This window comes from Viridibacillus soli (assembly GCF_016612995.1).
GTDB lineage: Bacteria > Bacillota > Bacilli > Bacillales_A > Planococcaceae > Viridibacillus > Viridibacillus soli.
The window spans coordinates 1-14,215 of the sequence record NZ_JAEOAH010000065.1 but is presented as its reverse complement, the minus strand read 5'-3'; the positions used below and the strand labels follow the sequence as shown (position 1 = coordinate 14,215).

Annotated in this window: 13 protein-coding genes, 1 rRNA gene and 1 riboswitch; all 14 genes read left to right on the top strand. The window is 39.7% G+C overall.

Annotated elements, in window-relative coordinates; genetic code table 11:
* Positions 1-66: 66 nt before the first annotated feature.
* Positions 67-182: ribosomal RNA gene (rrf, locus tag JFL43_RS21670) — 5S ribosomal RNA — on the top strand.
* A 398-nt stretch (positions 183-580) separates the two neighbouring features.
* Positions 581-1,780 carry an NAD(P)-dependent malic enzyme gene (locus JFL43_RS21665; protein WP_200750658.1) on the top strand — a complete coding sequence of 400 codons (1,200 nt, stop codon included), beginning with the start codon at positions 581-583 and terminating at the stop codon, positions 1,778-1,780.
* A gap of 111 nt (positions 1,781-1,891) precedes the next feature.
* A complete protein-coding gene (locus JFL43_RS21660; protein WP_100795772.1) occupies positions 1,892-2,080 on the top strand; it encodes an NETI motif-containing protein in 189 nt (62 codons plus the stop codon).
* 96 nt (positions 2,081-2,176) lie between these two features.
* Positions 2,177-2,275, top strand: a riboswitch (purine riboswitch).
* 148 nt (positions 2,276-2,423) lie between these two features.
* The gene (purE, locus tag JFL43_RS21655) at positions 2,424-2,912 is read left to right on the top strand and encodes a 5-(carboxyamino)imidazole ribonucleotide mutase (RefSeq protein ID WP_200750657.1); all 489 of its coding nucleotides are present in this window, start codon (positions 2,424-2,426) and stop codon (positions 2,910-2,912) included.
* On the top strand, positions 2,909-4,033 hold the full coding sequence (gene purK / locus JFL43_RS21650) for a 5-(carboxyamino)imidazole ribonucleotide synthase (protein ID WP_200750656.1): 1,125 nt from the start codon (positions 2,909-2,911) through the stop codon (positions 4,031-4,033). The genes purE and purK overlap by 4 nt, the downstream gene beginning before the upstream one ends.
* Positions 4,034-4,045: 12 nt before the next feature.
* Positions 4,046-5,341 (top strand): adenylosuccinate lyase, encoded by a 1,296-nt coding sequence (gene purB / locus JFL43_RS21645; RefSeq protein ID WP_100795775.1) that lies wholly within the window; start codon positions 4,046-4,048, stop codon positions 5,339-5,341.
* A 16-nt stretch (positions 5,342-5,357) separates the two neighbouring features.
* Entirely contained in the window at positions 5,358-6,074 is a 717-nt protein-coding gene (gene purC, locus JFL43_RS21640) for a phosphoribosylaminoimidazolesuccinocarboxamide synthase (RefSeq protein WP_200750655.1), read from the top strand.
* A complete protein-coding gene (gene purS, locus JFL43_RS21635) occupies positions 6,071-6,319 on the top strand; it encodes a phosphoribosylformylglycinamidine synthase subunit PurS (protein WP_200750654.1) in 249 nt (82 codons plus the stop codon). The genes purC and purS overlap by 4 nt, the downstream gene beginning before the upstream one ends.
* Positions 6,320-6,321: 2 nt before the next feature.
* Positions 6,322-7,008, top strand: coding sequence for a phosphoribosylformylglycinamidine synthase subunit PurQ (purQ, locus tag JFL43_RS21630; RefSeq protein WP_200750653.1), 687 nt, complete (start codon positions 6,322-6,324; stop codon positions 7,006-7,008).
* The gene (gene purL / locus JFL43_RS21625; RefSeq protein ID WP_200750652.1) at positions 6,992-9,223 is read left to right on the top strand and encodes a phosphoribosylformylglycinamidine synthase subunit PurL; all 2,232 of its coding nucleotides are present in this window, start codon (positions 6,992-6,994) and stop codon (positions 9,221-9,223) included. The genes purQ and purL overlap by 17 nt, the downstream gene beginning before the upstream one ends.
* Positions 9,199-10,623, top strand: a complete 1,425-nt coding sequence (gene purF, locus JFL43_RS21620; RefSeq protein WP_200750651.1) for an amidophosphoribosyltransferase — start codon at positions 9,199-9,201, stop codon at positions 10,621-10,623. The genes purL and purF overlap by 25 nt, the downstream gene beginning before the upstream one ends.
* A gap of 13 nt (positions 10,624-10,636) precedes the next feature.
* A complete protein-coding gene (gene purM / locus JFL43_RS21615; RefSeq protein WP_200750650.1) occupies positions 10,637-11,698 on the top strand; it encodes a phosphoribosylformylglycinamidine cyclo-ligase in 1,062 nt (353 codons plus the stop codon).
* A complete protein-coding gene (gene purN, locus JFL43_RS21610; protein ID WP_100795782.1) occupies positions 11,691-12,260 on the top strand; it encodes a phosphoribosylglycinamide formyltransferase in 570 nt (189 codons plus the stop codon). Before purM ends, purN begins: the two co-directional genes overlap by 8 nt.
* A 318-nt stretch (positions 12,261-12,578) precedes the next feature.
* Complete coding sequence (gene purH, locus JFL43_RS21605) at positions 12,579-14,114, top strand: bifunctional phosphoribosylaminoimidazolecarboxamide formyltransferase/IMP cyclohydrolase (RefSeq protein ID WP_200750649.1); 1,536 nt, start codon at positions 12,579-12,581, stop codon at positions 14,112-14,114.
* Positions 14,115-14,215: the final 101 nt, after the last annotated feature.

Sequence of the window (14,215 nt, the reverse complement as noted above, 5' to 3'; positions counted from 1 at the left end):
AACAAGTTCTCGATAGTAGGGTTTCAAGACACGAGTAATACGACGTGTATTGAAAGCCGTATAGAGTCTAGTGATGATGGCAAAGAGGTCACACCCGTTCCCATGCCGAACACGGAAGTTAAGCTCTTTAGCGCCGAGGGTAGTTGGGGGTTTCCCCCTGTGAGAGTAGGACGTTGCTAGGCATACTAAGGCACAACTGATTTTATCGGTTGTGTCTTTTTTATTATTTCAAATAAGTACTTTGAAGTTATTATCTAAATATAGAATAATGTAAGAGATTATGCTGAAACTTGTAAAAATGAAACTTAGAAAAGCAGGTTTTAAATTTCTCTTGTCTTGGTATTTGATTTGTTGTATTGACCTGGTAAAATCTAAGTTATTCAAAATGTTTACAGAAAATAGATTACTTAAAGTATTTTTCTATAGATCAATAAAAGGTGTATTAGTAAACTATAAAATTGACAGAATCTTCAGAATGAACTATTATATATTCTTATAACATTAAAAATCATTACTAATGTACGATATTTTCTGTTTTGTGTTAAAATGTTATGTGTTAGAAATGAATTGGAGGCATATAATGAACGAGCTTAGAAATAATGCGTTAGCAATGCACAAAAACAACCGAGGCAAGATTGAAGTAATTTCAAAGGTAGAAATTGATAGTGTTGAGGATTTGAGTTTAGCTTATTCTCCAGGAGTTGCGGAACCTTGTATGGAGATTGTAAAGGATCCAACTACTGTTTATGATTATACAGCAAAGGGAAATTTAGTAGCCGTTGTGACAGATGGTACTGCTGTTTTAGGATTAGGTAATATTGGCTCTGAGGCTGCCTTACCTGTTATGGAAGGTAAGGCTATCTTGTTTAAAAAATTAGCTAACATTGATGCAGTGCCAATCTGTTTAGATACTACAGATGTAGATGAGATTGTACGAATTGTCAAAGGTATTAGTCCTACATTTGGGGGTATCAATTTAGAAGATATAGCAGCGCCGAGATGTTTTGAAGTAGAGGAACGATTACGTAAAGAATGTTCTATACCTGTTTTTCATGATGATCAGCATGGTACAGCCATTGTAGTAGGAGCTGGACTTCATAATGCATTGAAGATACTTAATAAAGATAAGAGTACTGTACGTGTTGTTATAAACGGTGCTGGAGCTGCCGGTGTTGCTATTTTGAAAATACTGAAGCAAATCGGCTACGAACATATTATTATATGCGATTCTACAGGAATTATTTATGAAGGTCGTGAACAGGGAATGAATTCTGTAAAACATGATCTTGCTAAAATAACGAATAGTGAAGAAAGAAAAGGCACATTAAGTGAGGCGCTTATAGGTGCAGATATTTTCATAGGAGTATCTGTAGCAAATTTACTGAAGGAAGAAATGATACAGAGTATGAATAGTGATCCAATCATTTTTGCGCTTGCAAATCCTACTCCTGAAATTTCGTATGAAAATGCAATGCAATGGGGTGTAAGTGTTTTCGCAACGGGACGTTCAGATTATCCTAATCAGGTAAATAATATGCTGGCATTCCCGGGGATTTTCCGTGGTGCATTAGATATTCGAGCATCAGAGATTAATGAAGAGATGAAATTGGCGGCTGTCTTTGCCATTGCTTCTTTAATAGATGAGGATGATTTATCGCGAGGTACAATCATTCCAGACGCTCTAGATGAACGAGTTGCTCCAATAGTAGCGAAAGCTGTTATCGATGCTGCTGTAAGTACAGGCGTTGCTAAAAAGGCATTAACCATTGTAAGTAAATAAAGTAAGGTTAAGTACCACTATTTTTTAGTGGTGCTTTTTATTTTGTCTAAAATAGAAGAAATGGAGTAAGCGAGCTATAATAAGGGTATCGTTATAAAAGGAAGTGAAAGTGTGAGTAAAAAGCAAGTATGGTTTGAAGTAGAAGATGATGAGACGATTGATGCATGTTTGGAACGTATGAATAAGGCTGGTTATATGCCTATTGCACGTAAAGAAGAACCGCTTTTTGAAATGAGGGACGGAAATCCTGTTCCAGTTCGTCAAATAATACGATTTAAAGGTATGTTGTGTGGAGATTAACTAGAAAATGAATCTAAATACGAACAATAATGTGTCGGAAAAATATATCGTTCGTATTTATGCATTGACTTGTCCTCTTTCAATTGTTAAAATGTGAGAAGGAAAACATCGAATCCCCATATATGCTAAGGAATTGGCCTTAGTGTCTCTACCCGACACCGTAAATGTCGGACTATGCGGGAAAGCAACTTTTGGAATAAGAGTGAAAGGTGTGACACAATTGCGTATAGCTAATGTCTCTAAGCCAGCCTCTTTTGTTAAGTCCTCAAGTAAATTGCTTTCACGCATAGTTGTGTGAAGTATTTTATTTGGGGACTTTTATTTGTTTAAAGGAGCGGAATGTATGAGTCCAAAAATCGGCGTGATCATGGGAAGTTCAAGTGATTGGGAAACAATGAAACATGCATGTGACGTATTAGATGAATTACAAATTCCATATGAGAAAAAAGTGGTATCAGCACATCGAACACCTGATTTGATGTTTGAATATGCTCAGGAGGCCCGTACAAGAGGTCTTCATGTAATTATTGCAGGAGCAGGTGGTGCAGCGCATTTACCGGGTATGGTAGCAGCTAAGACGACTTTACCGGTTATTGGAGTACCTGTTCAATCGAGAGCATTAAATGGACTGGATTCTTTATTGTCTATCGTTCAAATGCCCGGTGGTGTTCCTGTAGCAACAGTAGCTATTGGTAAAGCTGGTGCGACAAATGCCGGTTTACTAGCAGCACAAATTTTATCAACAACCGATTTTGAGATTACTGAAAAAATTGAAGCAAGACGCCAAGCAATGAAAATGAAAGCCTTGGAAAGTTCAGGTGAGTTAGGGTGACGAAGATGATTTATCCTGGTCAAACAATCGGTATAATCGGTGGGGGTCAACTTGGACGTATGATGGCAACTGCTGCAAAGGAAGCCGGCTTTAAAATTGCCGTACTTGAGCCGACAATGGATTCACCATGTGGCCAAGTAGCTGATATTCGCATCGTTGCTCCATATAACGACGATGCGGCCTTAGAAGAGCTTGCAGAAGTAAGCGATGCCATTACATTTGAATTTGAAAACATCGATTATGAAGGTTTGAAAAGATTGACTGAGATTGCATACGTACCTCAAGGTGCTGAACTTGTCCGTATTACGCAGGATCGTATTCTAGAAAAAGCAGCAATCCATAAGGCTGGTTGTCCAGTTGCAACATACGTAGCTGCTAAAAGCTTCGAGGAGCTTCAAAATAGAATCGACACTGTGGGCTTCCCATGTGTCGTAAAAACTGCTCGTGGTGGTTATGATGGGAAAGGTCAACAGACACTACAATCAAAAAGTGACCTGCTATTAGCGGAATCTCTATTTGAACATTCGGCTTGTGTAGCTGAAGCGTTCGTACCATTCAAGAAAGAAATTTCAGTCATCGTACAACGAAATGTTCAAGGCGAAACATATTGTCTTCCTATTGGAGAGAATATTCATGTGAATCATATTTTACATGAAACGATTGTACCGGCCCGCATAACAGACATTACGGCAAAACGAGCTACTGAAGCAGCAAAAAAAATTGCAGATCATCTTAAATTAGTGGGTACATTAGCTGTAGAGCTATTCGTATTAGAAGACGAAGAAATTATTGTTAATGAGTTAGCACCACGGCCACATAATTCAGGACATTACTCGATTGAGGCGTGCAATATTTCACAGTTCCACCAGCATATTCGTGCAGTATGCGGTTGGCCATTACGCGAACCTAAATTATGGTCACCTTCGATAATGGTCAATGTACTTGGACAACATGTTGTACCGCTTAGCAATTCTGTTTCAAAATATTCCGATTGGTCTATTCATTTATATGGTAAGCAAGAAGCAAAACAAAATCGCAAAATGGGCCATGTCACTATCATGACAAATGACCTCGACAAAACTTTAATAGAAATTAATGATTCCAACATTTGGTCGGAATAGAAGGAGAACAAAATGATAGAACGTTATACTCGCCCTGAAATGGGTGCAATTTGGACAGATGAAAACAGATACCAAGCATGGTTAGAAGTAGAGATTTTATCTTGTGAAGCATGGGCTGAGCTAGGCGATATCCCAAAAGAAGATGTTGCTAAAATTCGCGCTGGCGCTGGCTTTGATATTGATAGAATTTTAGAAATCGAAAAAGATACGCGTCATGATGTAGTGGCATTTACTCGTGCCGTTTCAGAAACACTTGGTGAAGAACGCAAATGGGTACATTATGGTTTAACTTCTACTGACGTTGTAGATACTGCTCTTTCTTATTTAATCAAACAAGCTAACGAAATTTTACGTAAAGATATTAAGAATTTTGTCGAAATTCTAGAAAATAAAGCGAAAGAACATAAATATACAGTCATGATGGGTCGTACACATGGTGTTCATGCTGAACCGACAACATTTGGCCTAAAACTAGCTCTATGGCTAGAAGAAATGAAACGAAATTTAGAACGTTTCGAAGCAGCTGCCGAGGTTATCGAAACAGGTAAAATTTCTGGAGCGGTAGGTACTTACGCAAATATCGATCCATTTGTTGAAAAATATGTTTGTGAAAAATTAGGTTTACAAGCAGCTCCGATTTCTACACAAACATTACAACGTGATCGCCACGCTCAATACATGGCTACCTTAGCTCTAATTGGATCTTCAATTGAGAAGTTTGCAACTGAAATCAGAGGATTACAAAAATCAGAAACACGTGAAGTTGAGGAATTCTTTGCAAAAGGGCAAAAAGGTTCTTCTGCAATGCCGCATAAACGTAATCCAATCGGTTCTGAGAATATGGTTGGTATGGCCCGCTTACTTCGTGGTTATATGATGACAGCTTATGAAAATGTGTCATTATGGCATGAACGTGATATCTCACATTCATCAGCAGAGCGTGTGATCTTACCAGATGGCACTATCGCTCTAAACTATATGTTAAATCGTTTTGCAAATATCGTGAAAAATTTAACAGTGTTCCCTGACAATATGAAACGTAATATGGGTCGTACATTTGGCCTTATTTATTCACAACGTGTATTACTTGCTTTAATCGACAAAGGTCTAGCACGTGAAGAAGCGTACGATACAGTACAACCCCTAACTGCCAAAGCTTGGGATGAGCAAGTGCAGTTCCGTGGATTAGTCGATGCTAGTGAGAAAATCACTGCTCATCTTTCAAAAGAAGAGTTAGATGAGTGCTTTGACTATCATCATCATCTACAACATGTGGAGACAATTTTTGAACGTCTAGGATTAAACTAAACCGGGGGAATTAACAGTGGAAAAAGGTCAACTTTTGTATGAAGGAAAAGCTAAAAGATTGTATGCAACAACAGAAGAAAATATTTTGTTTGTTGAGTACAAAGATAGTGCTACAGCATTTAACGGTGAGAAAAAAGAAGAAATCGCTGGTAAAGGTGTTTTAAATAACAGCATTACTACTTTAATTTTCGACAAATTAAAATCAGCCGGAATCGACTCTCATTTCGTTGGAAAAATTTCAGATAACGAACAGCTTGTGAAAAAGGTGGACATCATACCAATTGAATTGGTTGTCCGCAATATTGCAGCAGGTAGCCTTGCGAATCGAATTGGATATGAAGAGGGAACACCCCTTAGTCGTCCAATCGTTGAATTTTATTACAAAAATGATGATCTTGGAGATCCGTTCATCACATCAGAGCATATTGACGTATTGGATATTGCTACTTCAGAAGAAGTACAAGCTCTATATGACAATGGCTTAAAAGTGAATGACGTTCTCCGTCCATTCTTCCAAGAAATCGGTGTTATTCTAGTAGATTTCAAACTAGAATTTGGCCGTGATGCTAATGGTCAAGTTTTACTAGCAGATGAAATTTCACCAGATACTTGCCGACTCTGGGATTCGGAAACAAAGCAAAAGCTTGATAAGGACGTTTTCCGCCGTAATATTGGCGATTTAACAGAAGTTTATAAAATCATACTAGCTCGCTTAGGAGGACTATCGAAATGAAAAAAGTAAAAGTTTACGTAACACTTCGTGAAAGTGTTTTAGATCCACAAGGTTCTGCAGTGAAAGGCTCATTACACACGATGGGTTACAACGAGGTTGCAGACGTGCGTATTGGTAAATATTTAGAATTACAAATCGAACCTTCTGAACGTGATGTAAATACAGTTGTGAGAGAAATGTGTGAAAAATTACTAACAAATACAGTAATTGAAGACTACCGTTACGAAGTCGAGGAGGCTAACTAACTATGAAATTCGCAGTAATCGTTTTCCCCGGATCGAACTGTGATTTAGATATGTATCACGCGATTAAAGACGAACTTGGTGAAGAAGCAGACTACGTTTGGCATGATACGAAAGATTTAAGCAGCTATGACGGTATTTTACTACCTGGAGGATTCTCTTATGGGGATTACCTACGTTGTGGTGCAATTGCTCGCTCTTCAAATGTTATGACTGAAGTGGTAAAAGCAGCTGGAGCGGGTAAACCAGTACTTGGGATTTGTAATGGATTCCAAATTTTAACGGAAGCAGGCCTGTTACCAGGAGCACTTCTTCGTAATAAAAACTTGAAATTCATGTGCCGTACAGTAGAACTAAAGGTAGCTAACAACAACACACAATTTACAAATCAATATGCTAAAGATGAAATTATAAAAGTACCAATCGCCCACGGTGAAGGAAACTACTACTGTGATGAGGACACTTTGCAAACATTAAAAGACAATAACCAAATTATTTTTACATATGCTGGTGAAAATCCAAATGGTAGTTTGGAAGATATCGCAGGAATCGTCAACGAACGAGGTAATGTTCTTGGTATGATGCCTCACCCAGAGCGCGCTGTAAGTGAACTAATCGGTGGTGCTGATGGTCTTGCATTATTCAAATCAATTGTCAAACAGTGGAGGGAATCACATGTCAATCAAGCTTGAACCAACACAAGAGCAAATTAAAGAGCAAAAACTCTATGCACAAATGGGCATGTCCGATGAAGAATTTGCGTTAGTAGAAAGCATTCTAGGTCGCACACCTAACTGGACTGAAACGGGTCTGTTCTCAGTAATGTGGTCAGAGCACTGCTCATATAAAAACTCTAAACCGGTGCTTCGTAAATTCCCAACTGAAGGACCTCGTGTATTACAAGGGCCTGGTGAAGGTGCAGGAATCGTCGATATCGGCGATAACCAAGCCGTTGTGTTCAAAATGGAATCACATAATCACCCATCTGCTATTGAACCTTACCAAGGTGCGGCAACCGGTGTCGGTGGTATTATCCGTGACGTGTTCTCAATGGGAGCACGCCCAATTGCTATGTTAAATTCACTACGTTTTGGTGAGTTAGAAACTCCACGTGTAAAATATTTATTCGAAGAAGTAGTGGCGGGAATTGCAGGCTACGGTAACTGTATCGGTATCCCGACTGTTGGTGGTGAAATTCAGTTCGACGATTGCTACGAAGGTAATCCATTAGTTAACGCTATGTGTGTCGGTTTGATTGATCACAAGGACATTCAAAAAGGAATTGCTTCAGGCGTTGGTAACCCAGTAATGTACGTTGGTGCGAAAACAGGTCGTGATGGTATTCACGGTGCAACATTCGCATCTGAAGAATTAAGTGAGTCATCTGAAGAAAAACGTCCAGCTGTACAAGTTGGAGATCCATTCATGGAGAAGTTACTTCTTGAGGCTTGTCTAGAATTAGTGAAATTTGATTCTCTAGTAGGGATTCAAGATATGGGTGCTGCAGGCTTAACTTCATCATCTGCTGAAATGGCTTCTAAAGCTGGTTATGGTATTGAAATGAATTTAGACCTTGTACCTCAACGTGAAACTGGTATGACTGCTTACGAAATGATGCTTTCTGAATCTCAAGAGCGTATGTTAATCGTTGTGAAAAAAGGTTATGAAGCTGAAATCGTTACTTTATTCGAAAAATACGACTTAGATGCAGTAACAATCGGTCATGTAACCGACGATAAAATGCTTCGCCTAATTCACAATGGAGAAGTTGTTGCAAACGTTCCTGCAGATGCTCTTGCAGAGGAAGCACCTGTTTATCACAAACCTTCAGCTGTGCCAGCTTACTACAATGAATTCCAAGCGATGGAAAATGTAGAGCCTTCAGTTGCTAATTACAAGGAAACTTTAACTGCTTTATTAAAACAATCAACAATTGCTTCTAAAGAGTGGGTTTATGACCAATATGATTACCAAGTACGTACGTCAACAGTGGTTGCACCAGGTTCTGATGCAGCAGTCGTACGTGTACGTGGTACGAATAAAGGCCTTGCTATGACAACGGACTGTAACTCTCGTTATATTTACTTAGATCCAGAAGTGGGCGGTAAAATTGCGGTTGCTGAAGCAGCTCGTAACATCGTTTGTTCTGGCGGTAAGCCACTTGCGATTACAGATTGCTTGAACTTTGGTAATCCAGAGAAACCAGAAATCTTCTGGCAAATTGAAAAATCGGCTGACGGTATTGCAGCGGCTTGTTTAGCACTTGAATCACCAGTAATTGGCGGTAACGTATCACTTTATAACGAACGTAGTGGTGTAGCTGTTTACCCAACACCAACAATCGGTATGGTTGGTCTAGTGGAAGACTTAGCTCATGTTACAACTCAACAAGTAAAAGCAGCTGGCGACTATATCTACTTAATCGGTGAATCAAAAACTGAATTTGGTGGATCTGAACTGCAAAAAATGCAAAATGAAGGTCGCATTTTCGGTCAAGCACCAGTAATAGATTTAGCAATAGAAGCAGCGCGCCAAGACGCGTTATTAAAAGCTATTCAGCAAGGTTTAGTAGCATCTGCACATGACGTTGCAGAAGGCGGCGTAGCAGTTGCATTAGCAGAAAAAACATTCGGTACAAAATTCGGAGTAGAAGTCATCTTAGAAGGTTCAGCAGTTACTGCATTATTTAGCGAATCACAATCTCGTTTCTTAGTGACAGTAAATGCTGACAATGCACATGCATTTGAAGCAACTGTAAAAGATGCTCGGAAAATTGGTGTTGTTTCAGCAGATGCCACTTTGAGTGTTCGTGGTGAAGACTGTTCTACATTAATCGAAGGTTCAGTTGCAGAATTCCAAGATGCTTGGAAAGGGGCAATACCATGTTTGGTGAACTCAGAGGCTTAAATGAAGAATGTGGCGTGTTTGGGATTTGGGGTAATGAAAACCCAGCGCAGCTTAGTTATTACGGTTTACATGCACTACAGCATCGTGGTCAAGAAGGGGCTGGAATTGTTGTCAAAGATGGCAAGCAATTTCGCGCTGTAAAAGGCGAAGGTCTTGTGAATGACGTATTTAGTGAAGGTAAATTGGAAGGCTTAAAAGGACAAGCAGCAATAGCTCATGCGCGTTATACGACAGCAGGAGGCGGCGGAATTGAAAATGTTCAGCCGCTGCTGTTTCGCTCGTCAACAGGCAGTTTATCAATTGCACATAATGGCAATTTAGTTAATGCAAATCACTTAAAACAACATTTAGAACGTCAAGGTAGCATCTTTAACTCAACTTCTGATACGGAAGTACTTGCTCACTTGATTAAGAAAAGTACACATCCTACATTCCTGTCAAAAGTGAAAAATGCTCTTTCCTTGTTAAAAGGTGCATTTTCAATTTTGATGTTATCTGAAGAAGGTTTAATCGTGGCTCGTGATCAACATGGTTTACGCCCGTTAGCACTTGGTAAATTAGGTGACAGCTGGGTTGTTGCTTCTGAAACTTGTGCGTTCGATTTAATTGGCGCAGAATTCGTTCGTTCAGTAGAGCCTGGAGAATTACTTGTTATTAATGATTCTGGAGTGAAGTGCGATCGTTTTGTAGAACCAGCTAATCGTGCAATGTGTGCGATGGAATATGTATATTTAGCACGACCTGATTCAGAAATTGGCGGTATTAACGTGCATATGGCACGCAAACGTATGGGGAAAACGCTCGCAAAAGAATGTGCTCATATAGAGGCAGATGTTGTAACTGGTGTTCCTGATTCAAGTATTTCTGCAGCGATTGGTTTTGCTGAAGAGAGTGGTATTCCTTACGAATTAGGCCTTATTAAAAACCGTTATGTTGGTCGAACTTTTATTCAACCGACACAAGAGTTACGTGAACGTGGTGTGAAGATGAAATTATCACCAGTACGTCAAGTTGTTCAAGGAAAACGAGTTGTAATGGTAGATGATTCAATTGTTCGTGGTACAACTTCAAGACGTATCGTCAAAATGTTGAAGGAAGCTGGAGCGGCAGAAGTGCATGTTGTCATCAGTTCTCCTCCAATGACAGACCCATGCTACTACGGTATTGATACATCTTCATCCGAAGAACTTATAGCTTCTAGTCATAGTGTTGAAGAAATCCGTGATGCGATTGGTGCTGATACGGTAACGTTTTTATCTGTTGAAGGCATGGTAGAATCTATTGGCCGTCAACATGAAGGTCCAGAACGTGGTCTATGCTTAGCATGTTTTACTGGAAAATATCCAACAGAAATTTTCCCTGATACTATCTTGCCACACGAAAAAGAACTTTTACGTTAAGGAGACGATCTACATGTCAAAAGCATATGAACAAGCAGGCGTTAATATAGAAGCAGGCTATGAAGCAGTCCAAAGAATGAAATCACACGTTGAACGTACAGCTAGAAAAGGCATCATGGGTTCGTTTGGTGGCTTTGGTGGCATGTTCGATTTGTCCGAATTAAATTTGAAGGAACCAGTTCTTATTTCTGGAACAGATGGTGTTGGGACAAAACTAAAACTAGCATTTATGACAGATAAACACGATACAATTGGTGTAGACTGTGTAGCAATGTGTGTCAACGATATCGTTGCACAAGGCGCAGAGCCATTATACTTTTTAGATTACGTAGCAGTTGGTAAAGCTGAACCTGCTAAAATCGAACAAATTGTTAAAGGCGTTGCTGACGGTTGTGTCCAATCGGGCGCTGCATTAATCGGTGGCGAAACAGCTGAAATGCCTGGTCTTTACGAAGAGGACGAATATGACTTAGCAGGCTTTGCAGTAGGTGCTACTGAAAAAGCAAACATCGTAACAGGAGAGAAAATTTCAGAAGGTGATGTACTAGTAGGACTTGCTTCTAGCGGTATTCATTCAAATGGTTACTCACTTGTTCGTAAAGTGGTTTTTACTGATAATGGCTTCACTCCAGATACAATTGTAGAGGGTTACGAGAACTTAGGCCCGATTGGCGAAGCGTTACTAGTACCGACAAAAATCTATGCAAAACCAGTTTTAGCAATGCTAAAAGAATGTGAAGTTCATGGTATGGCTCACGTTACAGGTGGTGGTTTCTATGAAAACCTACCTCGTATGATGCCGGAAGGACTTGCAACTGAAGTTGATTTAGGTACTTGGCCAGTATTACCTGTCTTTGATTTTTTGAAAGATAAAGGTGAACTGCAAGATCGTGATTTATATAATGTTTTTAATATGGGAATTGGTTACGTTCTTTCAGTGCCAGCTTCAGAAGCAGCTCGTATTATTGAGATTGCGGAAGAGCATAGCGAAAAAGCGTATGAAATTGGTCGCGTTGTGAAAGGTGAAGGCGTTATTTTCAACGGTGAAAATGATGGGAGCCTAACAAATGAGTAATATCGTTTCCATCGCAGTCTTTGCATCAGGTAGCGGTTCTAATTTTCAAGCCATTCAAGAAGCAATTGAACGCGGTGAAATAAACGCAAAAATTGAGCTCGTTGTAACGGATAAGCCTGGCGCTTACGTCGTTGAACGTGCAAAAGTAAAAAACATTCCTGTAGCAGCACTAAGCCCAAAGAATTTCGATTCAAAGGTAGCATATGAACAGGCCATTTTATCAAAACTTCAAGAATGTGAAGTGAAATGGATTGTGCTTGCAGGGTATATGCGTTTAATCGGTAACACATTATTAGATCCCTATGCTTCGAAAATTATTAACATTCACCCGTCTCTATTACCTTCATTTCCTGGAAAAGACGCCATTGGACAAGCAATGGACCACCGTGTGAAGGTAACAGGTGTTACGGTGCATTATGTAGATGCAGGAATGGATACAGGTCCAATTATTGCGCAGCGTGCTGTAACAGTCGTTGATGGTGATCGTGAAGCAACAGAACAAGCAATCCATGCTATTGAACATGAGCTTTATAAAGAAGCATTACAGAAAACTTTAACTTGATTCTGCATTCATCACCCACTTTTATAAGTGGTGTGATGAATGCATCAAATGTATACAATTCAGTAGAGGTCCAGACCCCGGCTGAATAAAGTAAAAGCCCCAGCGGATACCACAGATTTTAAGGGGGATTTATCGAGCAAGCTCGATAAAAATCTGGGCGCAATGTTTTCTGCGACGAAAGCGAAGCGTCAGGAGCAAATACGCTAAGGCGAATTTGATAATAATCATTTAACTGGAACCAGAGCCTTGAGCTCTGGTTCCAGCCCCTGTATTACATATTATTCACAACTTGCTTTCAAATTTAAGGAGGAAATAATCGTGACGAAACGTGCGTTAATCAGTGTCTCTAATAAATCAGGTGTTTTAGAATTTGCTAAAGAATTAGAGGCATTAGGCTATGAAATTTTATCAACAGGCGGTACAAAAAAGCATTTACAAGAAAATGGAGTAGCAGTAACAGCTGTTGACCAAGTAACAAACTTCCCTGAAATTTTAGGTGGGCGTGTTAAGACACTGAACCCACTGATTCATGGTGGATTACTTGCAAAACATGACGATCCAGAACACCAAGCGCAAATGACTAAACATGGTATTTTGCCAATCGAAATCGTTTGTGTGAATCTATATCCATTCGTTGAAACAATTTCAAAGCCTGATGTAACAATCGTTGATGCTATTGAAAACATTGATATTGGTGGCCCAACAATGCTCCGTTCAGCCGCGAAAAACCAAAAATATGTAACAGTCATCGTCGATTCAAATGATTACCTAGCAGTGTTAGCAGAGCTTAAAGCTGATGGTCAAACAACACTTGAAACACGCCGTCGTTTAGGTGCAAAAGTATTCCGTCATACAGCAGCATATGATGCTTATATTTCTAACTACTTAACAGAATACACTGGCGAAGAATTCCCAGAGCAAATGACTTTAACATACGAATTAAAACAACCTCTTCGTTACGGTGAAAATCCTCACCAAAAAGCGGCTTTCTACCAAAAGCATTTAGGCTCAGATTTCTCAATCGCATCAGCTGAGCAATTACACGGTAAAGAGCTATCTTACAATAACATTCAAGATGGAAATGCAGCACTTCAAATCATTAAAGAATTTGAAGCACCAGCTGCAGTAGCAGTAAAACATATGAATCCATGTGGCGTTGGTACAGCTCCATCAATCTCTGAAGCATTTGCAAAAGCATATGAAGCAGATTCAACATCAATATTCGGCGGCATCATTGCTTTGAACCGCGAAGTAGATTTAGCAACAGCAGAACAACTTGCAGGTATCTTCCTAGAAATTATCATTGCTCCTGCATTCACTACTGAAGCGCTTGAAAAATTATCAGCGAAAAAAAATATTCGTCTACTAACAATCTCATTCTCTCAAGAAAAACGCGATAAATTCAACACAGTATCCGTTGAAGGTGGTTTACTTGTTCAAGAACCAGACCGTTTTGGTTTAAAAAATGGAGAAGTAAAAGTTGTAACTGACCGCGAACCAACTGAAGAAGAATGGGCAGCAATGAAACTCGGCTGGTCAGTCGTCAAACACGTTAAATCAAATGCGATTGTTGTAACAGATGACAAAATGACTTTAGGCGTTGGCGCTGGTCAAATGAACCGCGTAGGCTCAGCGAAAATTGCACTAGAGCAAGCTGGCGAAAAAGCAAAAGGTGCAGCACTTGCATCAGATGCCTTCTTCCCAATGAATGACACTGTAGAAATAGCTGCAAAAGCAGGCATCACAGCAATCATCCAAACAGGCGGCTCTATCAAAGACCAAGACTCAATCGACAAAGCAAACGAATACGGCATCACAATGGTGTTTACAGGAGTAAGACATTTTAAACATTAAATGCTGAAGGCGCTCGTCTAGACTCGACAAGCACAGGAACTTTCGAAACAAAAGCATCCTTACAGCTTTTGTCCGAGAAAGTGGAAGTGACCTCGAGAGTC

What these genes read in the sequence shown, in the direction of transcription:
- purS (WP_200750654.1), top strand. Translation starts at nt 6,071, where the DNA reads ATGAAAAAAGTAAAAGTTTACGTAACACTTCGTGAAAGTGTTTTAGAT.
- purL (WP_200750652.1), top strand. Translation starts at nt 6,992, where the DNA reads ATGTCAATCAAGCTTGAACCAACACAAGAGCAAATTAAAGAGCAAAAA.
- purN (WP_100795782.1), top strand. Translation starts at nt 11,691, where the DNA reads ATGAGTAATATCGTTTCCATCGCAGTCTTTGCATCAGGTAGCGGTTCT.
- purB (WP_100795775.1), top strand. Translation starts at nt 4,046, where the DNA reads ATGATAGAACGTTATACTCGCCCTGAAATGGGTGCAATTTGGACAGAT.
- JFL43_RS21665 (WP_200750658.1), top strand. Translation starts at nt 581, where the DNA reads ATGAACGAGCTTAGAAATAATGCGTTAGCAATGCACAAAAACAACCGA.
- purM (WP_200750650.1), top strand. Translation starts at nt 10,637, where the DNA reads ATGTCAAAAGCATATGAACAAGCAGGCGTTAATATAGAAGCAGGCTAT.
- purE (WP_200750657.1), top strand. Translation starts at nt 2,424, where the DNA reads ATGAGTCCAAAAATCGGCGTGATCATGGGAAGTTCAAGTGATTGGGAA.
- purF (WP_200750651.1), top strand. Translation starts at nt 9,199, where the DNA reads ATGTTTGGTGAACTCAGAGGCTTAAATGAAGAATGTGGCGTGTTTGGG.
- purQ (WP_200750653.1), top strand. Translation starts at nt 6,322, where the DNA reads ATGAAATTCGCAGTAATCGTTTTCCCCGGATCGAACTGTGATTTAGAT.